Raw genomic sequence first — 17,729 nt, 5'->3', positions numbered from 1 at the left:
AAGTAAGTGCGCTAAATAATTGATTTTATTTACTTTATATAACATAAAGTAGTTATCCACATTGGTGAATTGTAGTTTTAAATATATTATAAGACTGCTTTGTATTGCTTAAAATGTTTTTGAAATGGGTTCCTATTATATATAAGGTATATCAAAACCTCATAGGTTTTTGAAACCTATGAGGTTTGAGTTGGGGATTGCGATTGAATGTGAGGCATCCAGGAAAGACTGTTTTTGTCTCCCACAGATTGCGCAGATTGACACAGATGATTGTGGGTGCATGGATATTGCAAAGATTGAGACAGGTATTAGTGGATGGATAAAATGTTGAAATATAATTTTTCTAAATGCTAAAAAAAACCTAACAGGTTTTTGAAACCTGTTAGGTTTAGAGGGAATATGGGAAGCTGTCATTCCGAATGGAACACAGGGGAGTGAAGAATCTCTACACTTTTTGAATTGCGTTATTGAGATCCTTACAGGATTGTAAACTTTGTGGGGATGCTGACTGTTGAAAAGTACGACAAATACCCTAGCCCAGATAGAAACGGGTACCCCGCAACATTGGGTTGGAGAGAGAAAGGGTTTGAGCGCTGGAGTGCGCCGGCGTGAGGAGTATGAGTGGATAGCTGGATTAAGCTTCTAAAAAAGGGCGTGAGATAGAAAATGGTGAATGAAAGCCTTCAATCCTTACTATGCTTGTCTGGTTAGAAAAATCGCTTGACTAATAGCTTATAAGTATAGTACCCGATTAAACAGCCGATAGCGTCTGCTACGACATCTAAGAATTCCATAGACCTACCTAATCCCATTTCCTCCTGAAGGATCTCGGTTAAGAATCCGTACAAAAGAATGATTTGGAAAAAATAGGCAAACTTGATTTTTGGAAAGCTCCCAACGAGTAAGAAACCTAGTGCTGCGAATATGCTTAAGTGTAAGACCTTGTCTAGCCCACTGAACATAAACCAATATTCCTGGTTCTCTTCCCCCGGCTTCAGGAGCATATAAGTAAGAAATGCCCAATAAATGGGCAATATCTTACTAAATATTTTTGAAATTTTATCCAATGATAGCTTGGTATTCTTCTGCTGTAAGTAATTCTGAATGATCTGCACCGTCAGCCAATTCTAATTTGATGATCCATCCGTTTCCATAAGGATCTGAATTTAACAATTCCGGCTGAGCTTCTAATTCTGAATTAAATTCAATCACTTTTCCTGCGATAGGTAAGAATAGGTCTGAAACTGTTTTTACTGCTTCAACACTTCCGAAAACTGCACCTCCTTCTAAATCATCATCTACCGTATCTATATCTACATAAACGATATCTCCAAGCTCTCCTTGTGCAAAATCAGTAATACCAATTGTAGCCACGTTTCCTTCAATCTTGATCCATTCGTGGTCCTTAGTGTACTTTAATTCTGATGGTGTGTTCATTTTTAAATTTTTATTTTTACAAATGTATTCAAAATAATAGTACGTTCAAATATTGAATATAAAAAATGTCCCTCAAAGTTGAAGGACATTTAGTTTTATGTTTGTTTATCTTAGAATCCACCACCTGAATCTCCAAATGTAAATGTTGCAGAAAGTCCGGCTCTGATTGTTGACAGAGGGAATGCTGTTGATATTTTATACTTTGAAGTCATTTGTTCGTAGAATACTCTTAGGTTAAGATTTTCAGAAACGTTGTAGTCTGCAGAAAGTCTGATGTTCATCAATTTCTGTCCACCTGTCACCTGAGAATCATCTAATAAGATATTCATGATACTTGTTTTACTATCTCTTAAAGAGATATCTCCTCTGATGTTAAGATCGCTTCCTTTTCCTCTTCCACGGCCTCTTACATTGGTCATTCCTAATCTGAAGTTACGAACGATGTAGCCTAATCTTACCACATATTCCGTATTCGCATCTTCTGTAAGCGTATGGTTTACTAATCCTAATAATAACATTCTTGCTCTGTTATACTGTAAACCGAACTGGAAGTTGTTTCTCATTGTAACATCTATCCCAATAAGTGGTGAGAAGTTTTCAACATATCCTACCTGAGCGAATGTAAACGGATTGATATAATCGTTATTAACATCTCTACCCGAACTTGTTAATGAAGTCAGTGTATTAAAGTAATCAACACTTGACTGTATCCCTGTTCCTGTATAGGTTGCAGTATAACCGTGTAGAATATCAAACTTAGAGAACTGACCATTAATGAATGGTACATTTCTTAATCCTGAATACGTAACCTTCCAGTTTGGCAATGGCAATCCTGCTTTTTTGGCATTCCCGATAAGTTCCGGAGCCTTCCCTTCAACCGCTGCTCTAAATGCAGGGATTAAAACATAAGCGTTAGAAATACTGTGTCCTTCTGTAAAGCCATCTGCTCCAATATTACCACCCATTTGCTGAGAGATTGCTCTTGCATTTTCTTTAATGGTCTGGAAAATCGCCTGCCCATCAGTGAATGATGTTTTAAGAAGTATTACTGAATTTGAATACGTCACAAAATCATTTGCAAAAGTATAGTTAGGATTTGGGTTACCATTGCTATCTCGATAATTGAATCCGGTTTGTGTAAAGTTTCTATTATAGGTATGTAAAGCACTCACATCAATTCTTAAATCATTCATTGGCATGATCTGTAAATTGGCCCTCAGTTCTTTTGTAGACATTTTGATATAAGGATCCGTCATAAACTCTGAATCACTTACCCAACCATTTTCCATTACTAATCTTCTGATATCTGCCTGTGATCCAAACAAGAATCCAAGTGTTGGACCTCCTAATGTTTGCCCATATCCATAGAAATTAGGTGCAGATAATAATCCCGGAAGTACCGTTCCGTTATTTTCAGAATAAGTAACATTTAACTGCTTAAATGATGTTAATAAGAATGCTGCACTTTGTAGTGGTGTTAACTTATTCTTGAACTTATAGTTTTTAAACTTATATCTGTTCTTCTCCCATTGTTGCGTGTATACATTATTAAGAGAGTCGTTCTCTTGCTTACGCTTTTGAAGTTTATTCGATATATTTTTGAAATACTTAAACTGTCCAAAGAACTTAGGAAAATCAGCTGTTGCTGTTGCCTGAATAACACTTGTATTCTGAGCAATAGATCCTAGACTTCCATTCGGAGAAGAAAGTAACGCTGTAGATCTTGCATTCCAGTTATAGGTAAATCCGTATCCAACTTCCGCATCAATAAAATCCATGTAAGGAAGATACTGGAATGGTAGTTTGTAATTTAACTGAACTCTATGGTTATACAATACCGGTCTTCCTGCTCGGAATATATTTCCAAAGATTGCCGTATTATCCATTGTGTTCACATCCACGTTATCATTCAGCGTTCTTGTTACAGAGTTAATTTCAAGCTTCAATGATTTAGTAAAGTTGAAACCTAATCCATACTGCCAACCAAAATAGAAATTTCTATTTCTGATTGCTGCAAAATCATCAGCTATATTACCGCTTAAAATGGATTCGATATTTCTAAATTCAAGTTCATTATAATTTCTGTCAATTTCTGTTCTAAAAGATAATCTTGTAGGAACCGGATTGAAATTAAACTCCTTCACCCATCTTAAATATTTTGTAGACTTTGCAGTATCGCTGATCATTTTATTGAACGGCTTAACTACCCATGGTTTGAAAGTATAATTATAATCTACATACCCTCTCAGATATTGTCTGTAGTTTTTCTTTGTATAGATATCTCTAAAATAATCATCATTATAAACTGCCGTAACTGAAACGTTTTCTATATCATAGAATTTAGATTTCTTGTTCGGGTTCATTCTTTCCTTGTGCATATTCACCACCCCCAAACTTCTTTGTTGAGTATATGTTCTTGCCACCTTTTTAAGCTGCTCTTTATTGGCTGCTTTATTGAACTCCACATCGGTATCCAAAGGATTGTATTTTGGATCTTCTATGGTTTGTGAATAAGAATAGTTTAATGGAATTTTCACTCCAGTTTTTTCAGGTAGGAACTTATCTACATTAATTGCTGTATTAATACTGAATGCAGATTGCGTAGACTGATTTCTTTCTGATGGTTTAGAATCGATATTACCGAAACCTACAGATGTATATGATGCACTTGTATTAACAACTGCGAAATCTCCAAGGTTGAAGTTTAAGCTTGCATTTCCAGCGTATCCTCCGTCATTTTCAATTTCTGAGAGGCGCATCTCATTGACCCAAAGCACTCTGTCTACTGAAATATCTCCCCTAGCTCTAGCATTCCTAACCCCCAATACAATAGAGGTTACATTTCCTAAACTTGGACGACCTTTAATATAGATCTTTTTAAAATTAATATCACTTCCAAACTGATCATCCATAATTCTCTTGGCAATATCATTTGGATTGTTCTTATCTCTTCTTATTTTAGCATCTACAAAGTCTTGGATATTCAGATCTACATCATTCTCCATTGGCCATATATCCAATGGTGCTGTGGCAGTTTTAGGAGTGATTCTTAAAGAAGCTTCATATTCATAATAGTTATCCGTTGCATCACTTCCAAAACGAACAAAGAATTTGGTATCCTTATCTAGCCCCTCTACTCTATTTTTAGGATCCTCGGCATGTACAAAAAGTTTTAACTTCTTATATCTCCTCATATCTAATGAAGCATTTTTAAATACCCCTCTTGCTTCTGTACTAGGCAAATTGCTAGCTCTCATATACAAAGAAGCTTCATTCTGTCTTTGTGCCCCAGCATTTCCACTTAATACCTGTCTGTCAATTCCCGGAGGCAATACATAAGGAGGTTGGTTTAGTGCATTCTCTTCTATATTTACACTTCCTATTTCAAAATTATTTGGATCAGTAACCGTAATTGTACCTTCATCAGTTGCAGGATCAGCAACAGCATCAGTTCCATATTTTGCAAAGTTTTTAGGATACCTTCTCCAGTCTGATCTTACAAGATCTAATGTTCCAAACCTCAGCGTAGAAGTCTGATCAAAACCTGTTAGTAACATTCTTGCAAATCTTACATTATTAAGAACATCTTGAGAATGATCTCCTGCAGTGGCTACATACTGAGCAATAGGAACTCTGAATAAATACCATTTTACCTGATCCGTCTGTCCGTTTTGAAAGGTTGCCTGAACAGTTTTAACATCCACAATATTGTTTTGACCTAATGCTAAACTTCCTTTATCTAATTTTACTTCATACTGGTTATAGCTTTCATTCTGATCTAAGTTATAATCTCTGTTGATATCTTCTGCATCCGGAGTCTGAGAAGATACTTCTAAAGAGTTAGCTTGAGAGTTCCCTTCCGGTCCTCTGAAATATTTATATCTCTGAATAAGTGACGCTGCCTGACTTCCTGTAAATTTATCCGACATAAAAAATACGAAGTCATCTACTGCTGGATCGGCAATATTGGTTACAGGGTTAATGAAAGTATTTCCAAATCTCGCAGCTTCCTGCTCTGAACTTAAACCATCATATCCTACATCCTGAGCTCTCCTGTCATCTCCTTCACTCGAAAATGCATACAAAATTGGTGGCTGTTTTGGCTGAACTCCCCAATTTGTACTGGTGGTGGTAGAAGGTGTAGATCCTGTGGGTAAACCATTTTCATATTGCATTTGCCCATCTTTCAATACATCTTCGGAAACGTTTCCTAACTGTAATAATAGTTTCGGTGCAGTCCCCAGATTATTTCCATCAGCATAAGGATCCATCATCCAAAATTCTACATATTCAATATTAGAATTTACAAAGTTGGAAACACTTATTGGCCTCATAATACCTGCCCATCTCTGCTGTGTAGTTTCATTATTAGGGTTAACGTTATAAGGACCTCTTTCCTGAGGATAGTATGATATATCAAAAGTATTGGTGAAAGTCTGCTCACCCGCTACAAAATCTCTGTTGTTGTAAATCTCCGAAAGCTGAACCCTCCTGGAAGCATGGTTGGAAACCGACTGCGGAGTAATTCCTGCCGGAGCTCTTCCTCCTACACCCCAAAATCTAGGGTCAATATTATACCATGATAATAGACCTCTTCCGTATCCGTTCGTGATATCGTTATTCAACCCAGCGTTCTGAAACAAAGCATCTGATTTGTTCTTTTCAGGTTTCGATGCCAGACTCCAAGCGGTAGGCTCTTTTAATGAAATCTTAGAAGTTGTTTGTTCGAAATCATCAATATAAGATTGGTCATTTGTTCCTTTATTAAGACCTGGAAGTAAATATGCCGCTTCCATTTTGAAATTCAAATTAGATGGTGCTTCGGTATTTACCAAAGGAATCTTATCTGTTAATCTCGTAAGGAATGGAAGTTGATTATTATACATTAAGTTAACCCCAGCCATTGTGTTGTTAACTGCTTCCTGACCATAGTTTACTTTTTGGGTAAGTGGAGACTCGGAATAATTGATAACTGTTCCACCAAAAATAAAATTCTCATTAACTCTTCTTTCTAAATTTAATCCCAAGAACCTTTTTCTTTGGGTATTAAATGTTAATTGATTTTCTAATGAAATATTAATTGCCTGACCTGATTGTTTTACCTGATCATTAATGACTGTAACAGTTCCTAACATATAGTCAACTGTATAGTCGATACCTTCTGTTAGTTGTACCCCATTGGCAGACACTTTTACAGAACCTTGCGGAACGTTTACCGCTCCTAAAGAAATTCCTTGTCCTTGTGTTCCTTTATAACGTCCCTCTAATGTATATCGTTGGGCTAGGTTATTGGAAGAAGCATTGATTTTCTGCTGAGTATATAATTCATTGAACACATATTGCGGGTCATTACTTCCCAATACCTGCGACATATACTTCCCAAAAGGCTGAGCTTTGGTAAAGATAACCTTTCCTGTTTCCGGCCGTATTGTGATGCCGTTTACAAAGTCGAAAATACCATCTCCGGTTGAGCTTCCGTTATTCTGTACATCTCCGTTTGTGTTGAGTCGGTCCCAGTTCAGTAATTTCAATAAATTGGTATCCTTAACAATGGTGTTTGGAAGGTAATTTACCTTACCTCCAGTTTCCGAATCTCTATAAAATACATTTAAAATAAATCCATCCTGATTTACTTGTCCCGCATCTAAAGAATAGATATTCTTCATCATCAAGTCCCACATCGGAGAAGCAACATTCAACCTATTATTTACTCTTAAGACTTTCGTCACCAAAACAGGGCTTTCTTCGGAGAATTCCCCTACTTTATATACCTGATTACTTCCGTTAACGGTATAAGAGTAAGAAACTGCTAAAAGCTGATTGTCATTTAGTTTTTGATTTAATGAAATATATCCTAATTGAGGTTGTAAAATATATTCGTTAGCATTTAATCTTCTTGCCTTTTTATTAAAAATAAATTCCTCACTATTTTGATACGGCACAGGATTTCCAGGGAAAGTTTTCCCCTGTATAAGATCAGCATAATTTGCCCCTGCGTCTCTTGGAGTTCCCATTGTAGTGGAAACTGCCTGATAAAGTCCGTTTTGCGTATTATCCGGTAATCCTGAAGGACCTTCTCCAAGGTCTCTAATCCCTACGATACTTTTCTGATACGCTAAATTGCTATTCCCTTGATCCAACACCCAAACTTCCAATCTGGTGATACTTATCTTTGAATTGATCTGTGGATAATTAAGCAATGAATTGTCATAGTTATCTAAGAAGTAATGGCCTAAAAAGTAATGCTGATTATCTTCATAATCTAAGGCATTCATCTTAAAGTTATTCACTACTCCACCTCCTTGTGCAACAATATTTCGGGCTTCCCCTTGCTGTTGAGAAAGGACTACGGTACCAAAAGTTTTCCCCAATTGGAATTCTGTTTTAACCCCAAAAAGAGACTGCGAGCCTCGTATTAAACTGGTTGAAAGTGGCATATTTACGTTACCAAATTCAACTCTTTTTATAATTTTATCTTCTCCTCCTGCATTAGGCTGATCTACATTTCCAAGACCTTTTTGCTGAAGATCTTTCCAACTTCCTTTTGCCTGCCAAACCAAATTCATCCTATTCTCAAAAGCAAAACCACTTTGGGTATCGTAATTGGCTTTTAACTGAAGGTTTTCTCCTACTTTCCCTAATAAGCCAAGCTGAATCCTCTGATTAATATCAAAAGTAAAACTCGTCCTGTTTTGTGGTAAAATTAATGGATTATCAATTTTTTGGTACAGACCTGCAAAATCAAAAGATGCATATCCAGAAGGGATAATTTCAATCTTATTGCTTCCAAAAATGGTTTCAAAAAGCTTATTTCGAATGGTTAAAGAGGGAATCAAACCTTTTCTTCTGGCATCACTTTTGTCTTTTCTGAACATCAAACTGTATTTGTCTGATTTTTCTTTGTAATAAGCCTTTGTTTGTGCAGCCAGCATAAACTCCTTATAATCTTCAGGAGACATGGCCGTTGGCGGTCCGGTTACTGTATTACCAATTTTAGGATATACGTAATACATGCCAGTTTTCACATCGTAAAAGGCTTCATACCTCGTAGGATCTGCCAGTTCATAGTCTTTCTTTATGATTGCGGTATCACGTACGGGTCGCTGCTGCGCGAAAGTACTTACTGATACACACAGAAAGGACAGGAACAAAAATATATTGAGAAACTTATTATTCGCCACCAAATGTTAAATGTTTTTTAAGATTTGTTTAACCAATTCTTCTACCGAAATAGTTGAATTTTGTTTTATTATTTTGTCTGCAATCTTCTCGCTCATTCTTTTAGGAATCCCTAAAACTTCTAATGCAGATAACGCTTCTTCTTTGATTTTATTATCCACAAATGTAGAAATATTTTCTTCTGCATTGGTGAATTTCTGGACCTTATCCTTTAAATCAACAATAATTCTTTCAGCAGTTTTCACCCCTAAACCTTTGGCCTTTTGGATCAATGCGCTGTTCTTGGAAACGATAGCAGAAGCAATCTCATCAAGACTTAAAGTAGAGAGTAAAATAAGTGCAGAAACCGCACCTACTCCGTTAACACTTATTAACAAATTAAACATTTCTTTTTCAGAACGAGTGTTAAAACCAAAAAGTAAGTGAGCATCTTCACGGATGATCTGTTGAATAAAAAGTACGGTTGCCTGATTCAAAGTCAGGGTTTGTGAGGTCATTAAGCTAATACCTACATAGTAACCCACTCCTTGTACGTTGATTACTGTGTAAGTAGGCGTAAGTTCTTGAACAGTGCCTTGTAAAGAAAATATCATTATTAATTTTTAAAACTCCCAAATATAGCAAATTAAACTAATTAATGTTTTCATTTCACGCGCGAATGAAATTTAAGTTAATTTTTAACACAAAACTCAAGAATTTTTCATAAAAACAAAAGACTCCAAAATTTGGAGTCTTTGTAAAATTATTATGATTTAAAAGTTATTTAACTAAAAACACACTTTAGACAATCTCAATATTAGTGTAATCATTAATCACCTCAGCACAACCGTTATCCATTAATTCCTCTAGTGAATGTGTGGTTGTGATTCCAATCACTTTCATTCCAGCATCTTTACCGGCTTTTATCCCTCCCATTGAATCTTCTACAGCTACACAATCTTTAGCGTTTACCTGTAGCTTTTCAATGGTCTTTAAAAATATTTCAGGATTGGGTTTTCCATTGGAGACTTCTACACCTCCGGTAATTTCTTGAAAATACTCTCTAATATGTAAGCCATCTAAAATAAAATTAATACTAGAAGGGATTCCCATAGTGGCCAATCCCGTTCTAATATTATTTTGTTTTAATTTTTGAAGAAAAGAGGTTAACCCAGTAACCTCTTTCATTTTGCTTTTATATAAAGTTTGATAAGCATTTTCTTTTTCAAGTCCAAGCTCGTATATTTTTGTTTCAGATAAATCATTCCCAAAAAAGCGAACGATCATTTCATCCAATGTTCCATGATTTTGAGCGCTAAAATTTTCACGCTTGATATCAATTCCATAGTGTTTCAAAAATATAATCCACGATTCTTCATGATAAGGGATGTTGTCTACAATGGTTCCATCCATATCAAAAATAATCGCCTTTTCATTTAACTTCATTTTCAAAATTTGTGTGTTTGTGTTTATTTTTTTTTGTTTAAACCTCATAGGTTTTAGAAACCTATGAGGTTTAGTGATGTTCTATTTATTTTTGGTCTTTTCTCTCTCTTCTCTGAGCATCAAGAACAGCAACGGTTGCTAAGTTTACAATTTCGTCTACACTAGAACGCATTTGTAAAACGTGAACAGGCTGTTTTAATCCCATCAAGATTGGTCCTATAACCTGAGCAACTTTCATACCTCTAATGATCTTGTATGATAAATTAGCACTTTCAAGGTTCGGGAATATGAATGTATTTGCCGGCGTTGTTCCTAATTTAGAGAAAGGATAATCACTTAAATGATCTGCGTTCATCGCAAAATCCGGTTGAATTTCACCATCAACAACCATCTTAGGATATTTTTCGTGAAGAATGCTTACTGCTTTAGCCACTTTTTTAGAAGTGTCTGCTATTGCCGCAAAGTTCTCGAATCCTAACATTGCAATTCTTGGTTCAATAGCGAAAGACTTCACTGTCATTTCAGCCATTTTAGCAATATTAACTAAATCTTCAGACGTTGGATTTTGATTAATAGAAGTATCAGCAAAGAAAATTGGCTTCTTTTCAGATAAGATCATCATCATTGCTGCAATTTTATCTACTCCTTTGTCTTTTTCGATTACCTCTAAAACAGGGCGTAATACCGAAGTATAGTTTTTAGAAAAACCAACAATTAAGGCATCGGTATCTCCATGTTTCAACATTAATGGTCCAAAATAATCTCTCTGACGAACGTATCTCTTCGCTTTGTACTCGTTCATTCCTTTTCTCTGACGAAGTTTCCAAAGTGTTTCTCTGTATTTTTTTCTGTTTTCTTTTTGATCATCATCACTTGGGTCGATAATCGGAACGTCCATCTGAATTCCAAAACGCTCCATTTGCTCTTGAATATATTTCTTATTTCCTAAAAGACTAGGAAAAGCAATTCCTTCTTCATAAAGAATCTGAGCAGCTTTCAATACATTATATTCTTCAGCATTTCCTAAAGTAACTCTTTTAGGATTTGATCTTGCACGGCTCTGCATCATTCTGATCAACTTCTCATCTCTTCCCATTCTGTCAAGAAGCTGATTTTCATATTCGTCGAAATCTGCAATTGTTTTTCTGGCAATACCACTATCAATCGCCGCTTTTGCAACAGCACTTGAAACTTTAGTGATCAATCTATTATCAAAAGGTTTTGGAATGAAGTATTCTCTACCAAACTGTAAATTCTGAACATTATATGCTAAAATTACTGCTTCAGGAACTGGTTCTTTGGCCAAATCTGCAATAGCATGAACGGCTGCCAACTTCATTTCTTCATTAATTCCTTTTGCCTGAACATCCAATGCTCCACGGAAAATATAAGGGAATCCCAATACATTGTTAACCTGGTTAGGATAATCACTTCTTCCTGTTGCCATGATAACATCTTTACGAGTTTCAAGAGCTAAGTCGTAAGCAATCTCAGGATCTGGATTTGCCAAAGCAAAAACGATAGGATTTTCGGTCATGCTGCTTAGCATTTCAGGTGTCATTACGTTTCCTTTAGACAATCCGATGAACACATCAGATCCTTTTACAGCATCTTCTAATGTTTCAATATCTGTATTCGCAATAAAATCTAGCTTTTCAGGAGTAAGGTTTTCTCTTTTATGATTGATAACTCCTTTGCTATCGCACATTAAAACATTCTCTCTCTTTAATCCTAAAGAAATATATAAATTGGTACAAGCAATAGCTGCAGCTCCTGCTCCATTTACGACCATTCTTACTTCCTCAATCTTTTTATTGGCAATCTGCAATGAATTGATCAATGCGGCAGCAGAAATAATTGCTGTTCCGTGTTGGTCATCATGCATCAAAGGAATATCCAATTCTTCTTTTAGCTTCTGCTCGATATAAAATGCTTCCGGAGCTTTAATATCTTCAAGGTTAATCCCTCCAAAAGTAGGAGCAATTCCTTTTACAATCTGAATAAATTTATCCGGATCCTTTTCATCAATTTCAATATCAAAAACATTGATATCTGCAAAGATCTTAAATAAAAGACCTTTCCCTTCCATTACCGGTTTCGAAGCTTCTGCTCCAATATCACCCAATCCAAGAACTGCCGTTCCATTAGAAATTACAGCAACCAGATTTCCTTTTCCTGTATAATCATATACCGTTTCAGGCTTTTCATAGATTTCCATACAAGGAACAGCTACTCCCGGAGAATATGCCAAAGACAAATCTCTTTGTGAAGAATGCGGTTTTGAAGGAATGACTTCAATTTTTCCTTTAGGTTCAGCTTTATGATAATCTAACGCGGCCTGATTGAAGTTCTTTTCGTCGCGGTGGGTTTTATTTGACATAGAATTTTATTTTTGATTAAAGTATATATTTAATGTGGTAATCTACTAAGCTTTCGATAGGCTTTTGTACAATATGTCCCACATTTAAATTAAGCTCTGCAGCGGCAGAACGTAGAATATTTTCGTAATAATAAGCAATGGAACCGATAAAATTAATCTCGGCATGTTTAGACTCTTCATAAGGAAGAACCTGATAATCGAAGAAACTTCTCATTTCTTCTAAAACCATCTCTCTAAGATACGGATGATCTTTTCTTTCGATCACAAATTTGTTGAAAGCCGCTAAATACGCATTAGGCCTTGTGATATGATACATATTTTTCAATGCATCATCAATCGTTAAATGATAAACCTCATCGAATTCATCATGAAGATCCTGAGGAAGTTTCTGCATAAAAAATCTACGCACCAATTGTTTTCCAATGGCACTTCCGCTTCCCTCATCTCCCATTAAGAAACCAAGAGAAGGAAGTTTGATGGTTAAATTTTCTCCATCAAAATAACAAGAATTAGAACCTGTACCCATAATACAAACGATTGCAGGCTTTCCGCTATAAGCAGCGTAAGCAGCAGCCATAAGATCTTCCTTAACAATAACCGTTGCATTGGTGAAAACCTTACTGATCTCTTCTTTTATCGTTTGACGGTTTTTTTCTACACCGCAACCCGAACCATAGAAAAATACCTTGGTAATGGAGTTCTTAACAGATGTTAAATTATTATTCTTTTCTATCTCAGGAACAATAAGTTCTATGTTGATAAAATTGGGGTTGAAGCCAATGGTTTCCGTTTTTAGAAAAACCTTTTTGAAATCATCAAGTATTACCCAGTCCGATTTAGTAGAACCACTATCAACAATAGCAACCATATTTTCATTTTAGTTTAAGGATGCTAAATTATGAATTTATCTTTAAATAGCCTTTACAAACAACCTACAAGGTACCTTAAATGATTAATGTTTTATATCAGCTTTTTTATCATTGAATTGTATTAACCAATCTTCAATTTCATCTTCTAAATATGAAGTCTGAAGAATCATTGCGTTAATAAAATCATCCGGAACGGGTTCGTCATTAGAATTCTCAAGATTCCAAAGTTCGTTTGACATATTTTCATATTCAGAATACACCCGTTTGAAACGAGAATTCTCTTTCTCCAAAGCTTCAATATTATTCTGTTGAAGCTGGAATTTCCTGTATTTGTTTTGATGTTTCATACAAATATTGTTATTAATTGGTAAATAGATTGTTGGGAATACGCTTCAATCACGCTTTACAAGATAGAAAAAACCATCAACATAATCGGTTGAAAATGAATTTATTATCAGGTTTACTTTGCATCATTCTGAAAATTAAAATTAGAAATATTTTTCATGTAAAAAAAATATTTAACATCTTTTTTTAGTGTTTAACATATAGTTATAAATTTGCATATCATAAAATCAGGATGAGAGAGATTATACTACGCCAAAAACAAATTTTGTTCTTCATTATTGCGGGAGGACTCAGTGCTATTATAGAGATTGGAAGTTTTAAAGCCTTCAGTACGTATCTGCCTCAGTTTTTATCCCATGAAACCAATTTCCACGGAATACACTATCCGCTAAGTAATATTTTCTCCACAAGCTGTGGGATCATTACCAATTACTTCCTGAGCATCTGGTTTGTATTTGAAAGAGGAAAACATTCCAAAAGAAAAGAATTTGCTTATTTCATGGTTGTTTCTTTTATTTCAACATTATTAAGTCTTAGTTTCTTTCAGATTTTTTACAGCTTTATATTTAAAGACAATATCAATTTAATTTTTTATACCTTAAGCCCTGAAATAACCAGTAAGATTGCTGCAATATTATTGGTTTCCATTCTTAATTATTCTATCAAGAAGAAAGTAATTTTTAACGGTTAATTTGTGATAAAGATTTTAAATTATCTCTGGAGATTCTGGCTGTTGATTTTAGCCTTCGTTCTAACAATATTTTTCGGAATCCCTGTCTATATATTATCTTTTAATAAAAGACATTATAAATACGCCTATAAATTTATAAGGATGTGGAGCTATGCCATGTTCTACGGAATGGGATTAAGATACGAGATCATTAATCTTTCTAACCAAAAAGCAGATAAAAACAGACCACACATTTTCATATCCAACCATACTTCTATTATGGATATTATGCTGATGTGCATTTTATGTTCCAAACATCCGGTATGTTTTGTCGGAAAAAAAGAATTGGTAAAAATCCCAATTTTCGGAACCATCTATAAAAGGATATGTGTAATGGTAGACCGAAGCAGTGCAAGAAGCCGCGCAGATGTTTACCGAAGATGTGCCGAGAAAATGGAAGAAGGCAACAGCATTGTTATTTTTCCTGAAGGCGGTGTTCCCGATGATACTTCAATTATTCTGGATGAATTTAAAGATGGGGCCTTTACTTTATCTTCAAAGCATCAATCTCCTATAGCTATCTATACTTTTATAGGATTAAAGGAAATTTTTCCATTTGACAATACAAAAGGGCATCCCGGTAAAGTAAAAGTTTATTTTAACGGAATTTTAGAACCCTCAACTTCCCCGAAAGGCCTGAAAACAGAAGCTTTTGAGGAAATAAAAAAAACCTTGCTAGAACGCTCTATTTAAAAGAAATAATTATATTTGTTATTAAGAAATTTTTAACAAACATGTCGAATTATTCTAAACAAACTAATTGGGGGCAATTCCTTCCGTTAGTCATTGTATTTTTTTTCTGGGGCTTTGTCGCTGCAAGTAATGACATCCTGATCCCTGTATTTAAAAAAGCCTTCAATTTAACCCAAACCGAAAGTATGCTCGTCCAGATTTGTTTCTACGTAGCATATACTGTAGGTTCTTTAATTTATATGGCTGTTTCAAAAGGACTGAAACAAGATTTAATTAATAAAATCGGGTATAAAAACGGTTTAATAGTAGGTCTTTTGATCTCCGCAGCAGGAACCCTGTTATTTTATCCAGCTGCCAACATGGGATCGTTCCCATTAATGATCTCCGGATTATTCATTGTAGGTCTAGGGTTTTCCTTACAACAAATTGTAGCCAATCCGTTAGCTATTGAAGTGGGCCCATCTGAAACAGGTTCTCAACGACTAACAATGGCAGGAGGAGTCAATAACCTCGGAACTACAATAGGTCCGCTTATTGTTTCTTTTGCTATTTTCGGTTCAGCAAGTGCTGCCAATACAGAAGCAAGTATAGAAAGCGTTAAGGTTCCTTACCTTATATTGGGAGCTGCATTTGCAGTGGTTGCTTTTTTACTAAAGTTTTCTTCGCTTCCCGCAATTACCCCTACCAATATTGAAGACACCGACGACTCTGCTCCTGGAGAGCACAGAAAATCAGCATTACAATACCCTCAGTTAATTCTAGGAATGATTGCCATATTTGTTTATGTAGGTGTAGAAGTATCTACTGCAAGTAACCTACCTGCCTATATGGAAAAGGACTTAGGTTTTGAAACAAAAGATGTAGCCCCATATATTTCGTTATATTGGGCATCCATGATGATTGGGCGTTGGACTGGTGCAGTAGATGCATTTGATTTTAGCGCAGGATTCAAAAAGATCTTACGATTTTTAGCACCGTATCTTGCATTTGGATTATTCTTATTGGTGAATGCCATAGCCCATCACGATCTAGCTCCATTTTATGTGTATGGACTTATTATTATCGCAATGATTATTTGTGATATACTGAGCAAAGGAAATCCTGCAAGAATGCTACTTATTTTCTCATGTGCAGGAATCACTGCCTTACTAATTGGTATGGCTACTACAGGAATGGTTTCTGTATATGCATTTACCAGTGTTGGATTGTTCTGCTCTACCCTTTGGCCATGCATCTTCGCTCTTGCGATCAATGGGCTAGGAAAGCACACGAACCAAGGTTCAGGTCTACTGATCATGATGATCATGGGAGGTGGAGTTGTAAGTCTTATCCAAGGATATGTAGCTGACTTAACAAATATTCATGCAAGTTATATCGTAGGAGTTATTTGCTTTGCTTATTTGGCATTTTACGCGATCCGCGTAAGTGGAATTTTGAAAGCTCAGGGAATTGATTTAGATAAAATATCAAAAGGTAGTGGTCACTAAAAACACTATAAAAATCTATAAGAAAAAGAAATTTTGGGCAACTATTTTAGTTGTCCAAATTCTTTTGTTCTATGTTTTTTCGAGATCCAAAATGATGATCTCGTTTTTCGAACGTTTTTTTGAGTTTCAGAAAAGTCTACATCAACTCTTATTCTCATGGATCCCTTTCTCATCTGGAGATCTGCTTTATATTCTATTGGGCGCTTTCCTTTTATATTTCGTTATTACATCTTTCAAAAAGAAAAGCAGAAGCAGTTCTCTTTTAAAACTTATAATCATTATTAATATCTTTTATTTTACGTATCAGATATTTTGGGGCATGTTGTACTTTCAGATTCCAATTATTAAGAAACTTTCCCACCAGCAAGAGCCTAATCTAGATAAAGCAAAAACACTAGCCTTACAATATCTTGAAAAATGTAAAACAACAAGAGCATTAGTGCAGGAAGATAAAAATGGAATTTTCGTTGTAAAAGATTTACCAACCATTCAAAAGGAAATCCTTTTCCAGCAACAGCAACTACCAAGATACATTTCTGATAAAAAAGCTCCACAAATCAATTCTTTTAAACCAAGCTTATTTAAGAATGTAATGAGTTTTACAGGTATCCTAGGATACTACAATCCTTTTACTGCGGAAGCTCAATACAATGCCGAATTACCTTCTACATTCATCCCTTTTACGTCTGCTCATGAAAGTTCACATCAGTTAGGTTTCGCAAGAGAACAGGAGGCTAATTTTATAGGTTATTTAATTGGAGTTCATTCTAAAAATTTAGAATTGAGATACAGCACGGAATATTTTACATTAAAAAGCCTTTTGCGATTTATTGTTGAAAATGATCCTGAATTTGTAAAATCTATTATTAAGAATTATTCTGCCGGAATGAAAAGAGACAGATCCTATGAAAAGAGTTTCATTCTAAAACATCAAGGTTGGCTGGATGACTTTTTTGGCTTCACCAATAATTTATTTTTGAAGAGCAATCAGCAAGAAGGATCTATTACCTACTCCTACTTTATCGACCTATTATTAAACTACGAAAAGTAGATAAAAAACAAAAGAATCGTATCAGGCGATACGATTCTAAAAACACAAATGATGAAAAAAAATTTATTACCTTGACTTGTTCCCTCATTCAAGGCGATGTAAAAGTACAATTTATTTTATAACTACAAAAACA

12 protein-coding genes are annotated in these 17,729 nt (G+C 35.2%); 4 read left to right on the top strand and 8 right to left on the bottom strand.

Features of this window, described 5'->3' with window-relative positions:
- Nucleotides 1-707: 707 nt before the first annotated feature.
- From BUB80_RS20960 to BUB80_RS20925, 8 genes are all read right to left on the bottom strand, one after another.
- Nucleotides 708-1,034 carry a VanZ family protein gene (locus tag BUB80_RS20960; RefSeq protein WP_073297388.1) on the bottom strand — a complete coding sequence of 109 codons (327 nt, stop codon included), beginning with the start codon at nucleotides 1,032-1,034 and terminating at the stop codon, nucleotides 708-710.
- 25 nt (nucleotides 1,035-1,059) lie between these two features.
- Nucleotides 1,060-1,437, bottom strand: a complete 378-nt coding sequence (gcvH, locus tag BUB80_RS20955) for a glycine cleavage system protein GcvH (RefSeq protein WP_073297382.1) — start codon at nucleotides 1,435-1,437, stop codon at nucleotides 1,060-1,062.
- A 110-nt stretch (nucleotides 1,438-1,547) separates the two neighbouring features.
- Entirely contained in the window at nucleotides 1,548-8,618 is a 7,071-nt protein-coding gene (sov, locus tag BUB80_RS20950) for a T9SS outer membrane translocon Sov/SprA (RefSeq protein ID WP_073297380.1), read from the bottom strand.
- Nucleotides 8,619-8,624: 6 nt separating this feature from the next.
- The gene (gene ruvA / locus BUB80_RS20945) at nucleotides 8,625-9,209 is read right to left on the bottom strand and encodes a Holliday junction branch migration protein RuvA (RefSeq protein WP_073297377.1); all 585 of its coding nucleotides are present in this window, start codon (nucleotides 9,207-9,209) and stop codon (nucleotides 8,625-8,627) included.
- 187 nt (nucleotides 9,210-9,396) lie between these two features.
- Entirely contained in the window at nucleotides 9,397-10,041 is a 645-nt protein-coding gene (locus BUB80_RS20940) for an HAD family hydrolase (protein ID WP_073297375.1), read from the bottom strand.
- Nucleotides 10,042-10,126: 85 nt separating this feature from the next.
- Nucleotides 10,127-12,421, bottom strand: a complete 2,295-nt coding sequence (locus BUB80_RS20935) for an NADP-dependent malic enzyme (RefSeq protein WP_073297372.1) — start codon at nucleotides 12,419-12,421, stop codon at nucleotides 10,127-10,129.
- 16 nt (nucleotides 12,422-12,437) lie between these two features.
- Nucleotides 12,438-13,289 carry a BadF/BadG/BcrA/BcrD ATPase family protein gene (locus tag BUB80_RS20930; protein ID WP_073297369.1) on the bottom strand — a complete coding sequence of 284 codons (852 nt, stop codon included), beginning with the start codon at nucleotides 13,287-13,289 and terminating at the stop codon, nucleotides 12,438-12,440.
- Between the two features lie 84 nt (nucleotides 13,290-13,373).
- Nucleotides 13,374-13,637 carry a hypothetical protein gene (locus tag BUB80_RS20925; RefSeq protein WP_073297365.1) on the bottom strand — a complete coding sequence of 88 codons (264 nt, stop codon included), beginning with the start codon at nucleotides 13,635-13,637 and terminating at the stop codon, nucleotides 13,374-13,376.
- Nucleotides 13,638-13,867: 230 nt separating this feature from the next.
- Between BUB80_RS20925 and BUB80_RS20920 the strand changes: the two genes are divergently transcribed.
- The 4 genes from BUB80_RS20920 (at nucleotide 13,868) to BUB80_RS20905 (ending at nucleotide 17,596) form a co-directional block, all read left to right on the top strand.
- Entirely contained in the window at nucleotides 13,868-14,326 is a 459-nt protein-coding gene (locus tag BUB80_RS20920; protein ID WP_073297362.1) for a GtrA family protein, read from the top strand.
- A 3-nt stretch (nucleotides 14,327-14,329) separates the two neighbouring features.
- Nucleotides 14,330-15,058, top strand: a complete 729-nt coding sequence (locus BUB80_RS20915) for a lysophospholipid acyltransferase family protein (RefSeq protein WP_083547341.1) — start codon at nucleotides 14,330-14,332, stop codon at nucleotides 15,056-15,058.
- Between the two features lie 41 nt (nucleotides 15,059-15,099).
- Nucleotides 15,100-16,545, top strand: coding sequence for a sugar MFS transporter (locus tag BUB80_RS20910; protein WP_073297359.1), 1,446 nt, complete (start codon nucleotides 15,100-15,102; stop codon nucleotides 16,543-16,545).
- A 94-nt stretch (nucleotides 16,546-16,639) separates the two neighbouring features.
- A complete protein-coding gene (locus tag BUB80_RS20905) occupies nucleotides 16,640-17,596 on the top strand; it encodes a DUF3810 domain-containing protein (RefSeq protein ID WP_317043915.1) in 957 nt (318 codons plus the stop codon).
- Nucleotides 17,597-17,729 lie beyond the last annotated feature (133 nt).

Origin of the sequence: Chryseobacterium polytrichastri (assembly GCF_900142445.1) — a bacterium.
In the GTDB taxonomy this organism is placed as follows: domain Bacteria; phylum Bacteroidota; class Bacteroidia; order Flavobacteriales; family Weeksellaceae; genus Chryseobacterium; species Chryseobacterium polytrichastri.
This window is presented reverse-complemented; position numbering and strand designations above follow the sequence as displayed.

What these genes read in the sequence shown, in the direction of transcription:
- gcvH (WP_073297382.1), bottom strand. Translation starts at nt 1,437, where the DNA reads ATGAACACACCATCAGAATTAAAGTACACTAAGGACCACGAATGGATC.
- ruvA (WP_073297377.1), bottom strand. Translation starts at nt 9,209, where the DNA reads ATGATATTTTCTTTACAAGGCACTGTTCAAGAACTTACGCCTACTTAC.
- BUB80_RS20940 (WP_073297375.1), bottom strand. Translation starts at nt 10,041, where the DNA reads ATGAAGTTAAATGAAAAGGCGATTATTTTTGATATGGATGGAACCATT.
- BUB80_RS20935 (WP_073297372.1), bottom strand. Translation starts at nt 12,421, where the DNA reads ATGTCAAATAAAACCCACCGCGACGAAAAGAACTTCAATCAGGCCGCG.
- BUB80_RS20930 (WP_073297369.1), bottom strand. Translation starts at nt 13,289, where the DNA reads ATGGTTGCTATTGTTGATAGTGGTTCTACTAAATCGGACTGGGTAATA.
- BUB80_RS20925 (WP_073297365.1), bottom strand. Translation starts at nt 13,637, where the DNA reads ATGAAACATCAAAACAAATACAGGAAATTCCAGCTTCAACAGAATAAT.
- BUB80_RS20920 (WP_073297362.1), top strand. Translation starts at nt 13,868, where the DNA reads ATGAGAGAGATTATACTACGCCAAAAACAAATTTTGTTCTTCATTATT.
- BUB80_RS20910 (WP_073297359.1), top strand. Translation starts at nt 15,100, where the DNA reads ATGTCGAATTATTCTAAACAAACTAATTGGGGGCAATTCCTTCCGTTA.
- BUB80_RS20905 (WP_317043915.1), top strand. Translation starts at nt 16,640, where the DNA reads ATGATCTCGTTTTTCGAACGTTTTTTTGAGTTTCAGAAAAGTCTACAT.